This window comes from Prolinoborus fasciculus, from assembly GCF_056724605.1.
Genome location: NZ_JBWZQN010000147.1, coordinates 1 through 820 on the forward strand (window position 1 = coordinate 1; position 820 = coordinate 820).

1 protein-coding gene is annotated in these 820 nt (G+C 40.1%); it reads right to left on the reverse strand.

Annotation, left to right across the window (positions count from 1 at the left end):
- Positions 1 to 14: 14 nt before the first annotated feature.
- A partial coding sequence (locus AC1P5O_RS16635) for an IS4 family transposase (protein ID WP_262472742.1) occupies positions 15 to 820 on the reverse strand: 806 nt, incomplete at its 5' end.

Here is an 820-nt window from a genome sequence, read left to right on the forward strand (position 1 = left end):
GTAATGCCAGTCAGTTAAGAAATTGACTGGCATTTTCTTGGGTATTTCTGTGGTTTTCCTTTCACAACTCGTGGGCAACTTCTAACCCTCCTCTCAGGCAACACATACCTCTTAGATTTCTCCAGTAAACTTTCTAGATGTTTGGGTAAATTCCCTGCGGAGTCTAAAGAGTCAAATCTTAATATATTCAGGATACCGATAGATGCAATATGAAAGCTGATTCTCAAAGGACTGACTTTTGCTCGTTGAGCCATATGTTTCATTTGTCTTCTTAGAATATTATAGGCAATGAAGACCCCCCATAATTCTTGATAAATTAAATCAGGTTGCTTGCTCCTCAAATGCTTGCCTTCCTGTAAATCACTTTTGATTTCTCGGTAACACATTTCTATTTCCCAGCGCTGGGCATAAAGCTTCGCCAAGCCTATCAGTGGATATGCCTTTGAATCCATTAATGAAGTGATATAACGTCTAATTTTCCCTGCCTGCTCAACTTCAATCAAACGCGCTTCCCAATATTCTCCTAATGATGGATTTAGCTTCCTGGCTCTAGCTGAAAGAGGCATTTTGATTTGAAAGTCATGCGGGGAATTACGTTTAATGATCTCATAGCGTAAATTATCTTTTGCTCTCATTAACCAATGACTGGCTTCTACTCGTGTTTGCCAGTCAATCAAGAAATCAGCAGAGAAATAGGCTCGATCAAACAAGGTAATACTATGCGATGGAGGACATAATCGATTTGCCAGTGTAAGTTCACCCTGATCCATGCTACCTATTTGGGCATCAATGATTTCATGGGTGCTGGTATTTACCAGGC